Below are 4,743 nucleotides of genomic sequence, written 5' to 3'. Positions count from 1 at the left end.
ACATCATCGACGGTATGGGCAAACCTGTTGACGGCGTGATGCGTCCTGACGGTTTTGATATTACCGTTGCCTCCGAAGTGATGGCGGTATTCTGTCTTGCCAAAGACATCAGTGATTTGAAAGAGCGTTTGGGCAACATCCTTGTCGCTTACGCTAAAGACGGCAGCCCAGTTTACGCCAAAGATTTGAAAGCGAATGGCGCGATGGCGGCATTGCTTAAAGATGCGATTAAGCCTAACTTGGTACAAACCATTGAAGGCACTCCGGCCTTTGTACACGGCGGCCCGTTCGCCAACATCGCCCACGGTTGTAACTCTGTAACGGCCACCCGACTGGCGAAACACCTTGCTGATTATGCCGTAACCGAAGCAGGCTTCGGCGCGGATTTGGGCGCGGAAAAATTCTGCGACATTAAATGCCGTCTGGCTGACTTGAAACCTGATGCGGCTGTTGTCGTCGCCACCGTCCGCGCTTTGAAATACAACGGCGGCGTAGAACGTGCCAACCTCGGCGAAGAAAACCTCGACGCTTTGGCAAAAGGTCTGCCTAATCTCTTGAAACACATTTCCAACCTGAAAAACGTATTCGGCCTGCCTGTGGTGGTTGCCATCAACCGCTTCGTGTCCGACTCTGATGCAGAATTGGCCATGATTGAAAAAGCCTGTGCGGAACACGGCGTCGAAGTTTCCTTGACCGAAGTGTGGGGTAAAGGCGGTGCGGGTGGTGCAGACTTGGCGCACAAAGTCGTCAACGCCATCGAAAATCAACCGAATAACTTCGGCTTCGCCTACGATGTCGAATTGAGCATTAAAGATAAAATCCGTGCGATTGCCCAAAAAGTGTACGGCGCGGAAGATGTTGATTTCAGCGCTGAAGCGTCTGCCGAAATCGCTTCACTGGAAAAACTGGGCTTGGACAAAATGCCGATCTGCATGGCGAAAACCCAATACTCTTTGAGCGACAACGCCAAACTGTTGGGCTGCCCCGAAGGCTTCCGTATTACCGTGCGCGGTATCACTGTTTCCGCAGGCGCAGGTTTCATCGTTGCGTTGTGCGGCAATATGATGAAAATGCCGGGTCTGCCGAAAGTTCCGGCTGCCGAGAAAATTGATGTGGACGCAGAAGGCGTGATTCACGGCTTGTTCTGATTTAGATTGATATTGAAATAGACAAAGGCCGTCTGAAACTTAGGTTTCAGACGGCCTTTTATAATTTAAGTGAATTTCAACCGGCTTTTTAAGAAATTGAAGAACTTGTCTATCATGCCGAACATTGTATTGCGGTCTTCGCCAAACAATGAAATGCTGCGGTCTTTGCTGATTCTGTCATAGGCGGCAAAAATGGTTTTCAGCTCTTCAGTGGTCAAGCGCAGTTGCTTTTCGTACAAGATGCGGCTTAAGAGCGTTACTTCCGTCGCGTTCAAATCAGGGAAGAGATGACTGATCCACAACTCCATGGTGTATTGGACGGATCTGTTGATTTTGTCTCTTTTTTTGCTTTCTTGAGTTGTGTGTATCCTGTATGACAGCAAAGGCTCGGGCAGGTTGGCAAAGGTTTTGCCATGTAGGGCGCATTGCACCCACATATGGAAATCGGGCGCGGTCTCTGTCGCAGTGTAGTTTATCCCGAGATTTTTAATGCTGTCGTGCCGCCACATGGTGGTGGGGTTGAACATGTTTTGGGCGGCAAAGGAGAGAAAGGCTTTAATGTCTTTGTCGAGCAGGGGGAGGTCGCTTAAAACGGGTTCTCTTCCGGTTTGGTCATCAAAAAAGATGGTGGCTTGGCTGCCGACAATATCGATTTCGGGATGGCTGTCTAAAAACTGAATCTGTTTTTCAAAACGATCCAAGGCGCAAATATCGTCCGCGTCCATTCGTGCCACATATTCGACCTCTACGTCTTTGAGCATATCCATGGCAAATTGGCAGGCAAACGGCTCGCCCTTGTTTTCCGGAAGGTGGAAAACCTGCAAACGTGAATCTTTAGCTGCGTAAGCTTCGAGGATTTCGCCGGTTTTATCTGTTGAAGCATCATTGATGGCGATGACGAAAAAGTCGCGGAATGTTTGATTCAATACCGAATCCAAGCATTCGGGCAAATAAGCTTCGGCGCAATAGGCCGGCAAAATAACGGCGAGTTTCATGTTTGCTTTCGATGTGTTTTGATGTGTGGTCGGTGGAAGATTTTACTATAAATTTCCCAAAAGCTAAGGCCGTCTGAAACCTTATTGCCAAGTTTTCAGACGGCCTTAGTGTGAATCCGATATACGGATTATTTAACGATTTGGTTCAATTCGCCTTTTGCGTATTTGGTTGCCATTTTTTCCAAAGAAATCGGTTTGATTTTGTCGGCTTGGCCTTCGCAACCGAATGCGAGGTAGCGGTCAAGACAGATTTGTTTCATGGCTTCGACGGTTTTGCTCAAGTATTTGCGCGGGTCGAATTCGGATGGGTTTTCTGCCATGAAGCGGCGGATGGCGCCGGTAGAGGCGAGGCGCAAGTCGGTATCGATGTTGACTTTGCGGACACCGTGTTTGATGCCTTCGACGATTTCTTCTACGGGTACGCCGTAGGTTTCACCGATTTTGCCGCCGTGTTCGTTGATGACTTTCAGCCATTCTTGCGGAACGGAGCTGGAGCCGTGCATTACGATGTGGGTGTTGGGCAGGGCTTGGTGGATTTCTTTGATGCGGTCGATACGCAATACGTCGCCTGTGGGCGGACGGGTGAATTTGTATGCGCCGTGGCTGGTACCGACGGCAATAGCCAATGCGTCAACGCCGGTATCTTTAACGAAACGTACGGCATCTTCAACGCTGGTCAACATTTGGTCGTGGGAAAGTTTGCCCACTGCGCCGACGCCGTCTTCTTCGCCGGCTTCGCCGGTTTCGAGGTTGCCCAATACGCCGATTTCGCCTTCGACGGACACGCCGCAAGCGTGGGAGAAGTTAACCACGGTACGGGTGGCGTTGACGTTGTATTCGTAAGAAGAAGGGGTTTTGCCGTCTTCCATCAGCGAGCCGTCCATCATCACGGAGGAGAAGCCCAGTTGGATGGAGCGTTGGCACACATCGGGCGATGCGCCGTGGTCTTGGTGCATTACGACAGGGATGTGCGGGAATTCTTCGACTGCGGCCAAAATCAGATGGCGCAGGAATGGGGCACCTGCGTATTTGCGTGCGCCTGCGGATGCTTGAACGATAACGGGGGCGTTGACTTGGTCGGCCGCCTCCATAATGGCACGCATTTGTTCGAGGTTGTTAACGTTGAATGCGGGCAGACCGTAGCTGTTTTCGGCAGCATGGTCCAACAGTTGGCGCATGGATACGAGTGCCATGAGAAGCTCCTGAAGTAGTGAAGGGTAAATTTATCCGATAAATTATAATGTTTTTTGAAATGAAAGACTACAAGCTGTTACATTGTTTTTATATATTAACGAACAGGGTCTCGGTTTATAATGGCGTAGTATTGAAAACGGGTGTGCAAAATGGATAGGATTTCGGTGGCCGAGTGTGATAAGCCTTTGTTTCAGACGGCCTTGACGGTGCAGGTGGGCGATGTGAACTATGGTGGCCATCTGGCGAACGATGCTGTGTTGCGTTTGTGCCATGAAGTGAGGATGCGTTGGCTGGCGAAGCTGGGTTGGAGTGAAATGGATGCCGGAGGGGCTGGCCTGATTATGGCGGATGCGGCGGTACAGTATTTGGCGCAAGGTCATTATGGCGATGAGCTGTCGGTGGAGATGGGGGCTGCAGGCGTGGCCGGTGTGGGCTTTTCTTTGCTGTACCGTATCCGTAGGATTTCAGACGGCCTTGTGCTGGCAAAAGTGCAGACAGGCATGGTGTGTTTCGATTATGGCAAGCAACGAGTTTGCCGTTTGCCTTCGGCCTTGAAAACAGCATTGGAGGCCGTCTGAAATGGCGGTATCAAGCAATTTTGCGCTTCATCTTGAGCGCTATCTGAAAACCTTGCTGCAACAAGGCAAGTCGGAGCATACCGTTTCCGCTTATCGGCGCGATTTGAGTGAATTGATGCGCCTGTTGCCCGATAATCTGGAAAACGGCCTGCCGACGCGCCGTGATTTTGTGGCGGTATTGAAAAAGCTGTCGCAAAAGGGCTTGAGCGAAAGCAGCTTGGCGCGGAAATTGTCGGTGTGGCGGCAGTATTGCAGTTGGCTGGTGCAGATAGAAGTCATGGAAAGCGACCCGACATTTAATATGAAAGCGCCACGCCTGCCCGAACGCCTGCCTAAAGCCCTGCCGCAAGAGCCTTTAAACCATATCCTTGACCATGCGCCGGTTGATGACGAGTTGGACGTGCGCGATAAGGCCATGTTTGAATTGATGTATGGCAGCGGTTTGCGCCTGAGTGAGATACAAGGTTTGAATCTGGACGGTATTGTCTTGGGCGAAGGCTGGGTCAGCGTGAAGGGTAAAGGCGGCAAGCAGCGACAAGTGCCTTTGGTGGGCAAGAGCATTGCGGCATTGCGTGATTATCTGGCGGTGCGTATTGCCAAAGAGGGCGAGCAGGCCTTGTTCACTAATAAAAATGGCGGCAGGCTGGGGCAACGTCAAATTCAAAAACGCCTGCAGGCGTGGGCAGTGCGCGTGGGCAGTGCCAGCCATATCTCGCCGCACATGATGCGCCACAGCTATGCGACCCATCTTTTGCAGGCATCGGGCGATATCCGTGCTGTGCAGGAATTGTTGGGGCACAGCAATCTTTCCGCTACGCAAGTTTATAC

The 4,743-nt window shown here is 51.2% G+C and carries 5 protein-coding genes; 3 read left to right on the top strand and 2 right to left on the bottom strand.

Annotation, left to right across the window (positions count from 1 at the left end; all coding sequences use genetic code 11):
- The coding region (locus Q1M25_RS08250) for a formate--tetrahydrofolate ligase (protein WP_300483789.1) at positions 1-1,148 on the top strand (1,148 nt) is incomplete at its 5' end.
- Positions 1,149-1,213: 65 nt separating this feature from the next.
- On the opposite strand, the gene Q1M25_RS08245 is transcribed toward Q1M25_RS08250, so the two are convergent.
- Both Q1M25_RS08245 and fba read right to left on the bottom strand, forming a co-directional pair.
- Positions 1,214-2,143 carry a glycosyltransferase gene (locus Q1M25_RS08245; RefSeq protein ID WP_300483787.1) on the bottom strand — a complete coding sequence of 310 codons (930 nt, stop codon included), beginning with the start codon at positions 2,141-2,143 and terminating at the stop codon, positions 1,214-1,216.
- A gap of 128 nt (positions 2,144-2,271) precedes the next feature.
- Positions 2,272-3,336, bottom strand: coding sequence for a class II fructose-bisphosphate aldolase (gene fba, locus Q1M25_RS08240; protein WP_003686828.1), 1,065 nt, complete (start codon positions 3,334-3,336; stop codon positions 2,272-2,274).
- Between the two features lie 150 nt (positions 3,337-3,486).
- Here fba and Q1M25_RS08235 point away from each other — a divergent pair, with 150 nt between their 5' ends.
- Both Q1M25_RS08235 and Q1M25_RS08230 read left to right on the top strand, forming a co-directional pair.
- The gene (locus Q1M25_RS08235) at positions 3,487-3,915 is read left to right on the top strand and encodes a thioesterase family protein (protein WP_300483784.1); all 429 of its coding nucleotides are present in this window, start codon (positions 3,487-3,489) and stop codon (positions 3,913-3,915) included.
- 1 nt (position 3,916) lies between these two features.
- On the top strand, positions 3,917-4,743 hold an 827-nt coding region (locus tag Q1M25_RS08230; protein ID WP_300483783.1), incomplete at its 3' end, for a tyrosine-type recombinase/integrase.

Source organism: uncultured Neisseria sp. (assembly GCF_951230505.1).
Taxonomy (GTDB): domain Bacteria; phylum Pseudomonadota; class Gammaproteobacteria; order Burkholderiales; family Neisseriaceae; genus Neisseria.
The sequence above is the reverse complement of the archived record's forward strand: the minus strand, read 5'-3'. Positions and strand labels throughout refer to the sequence as shown.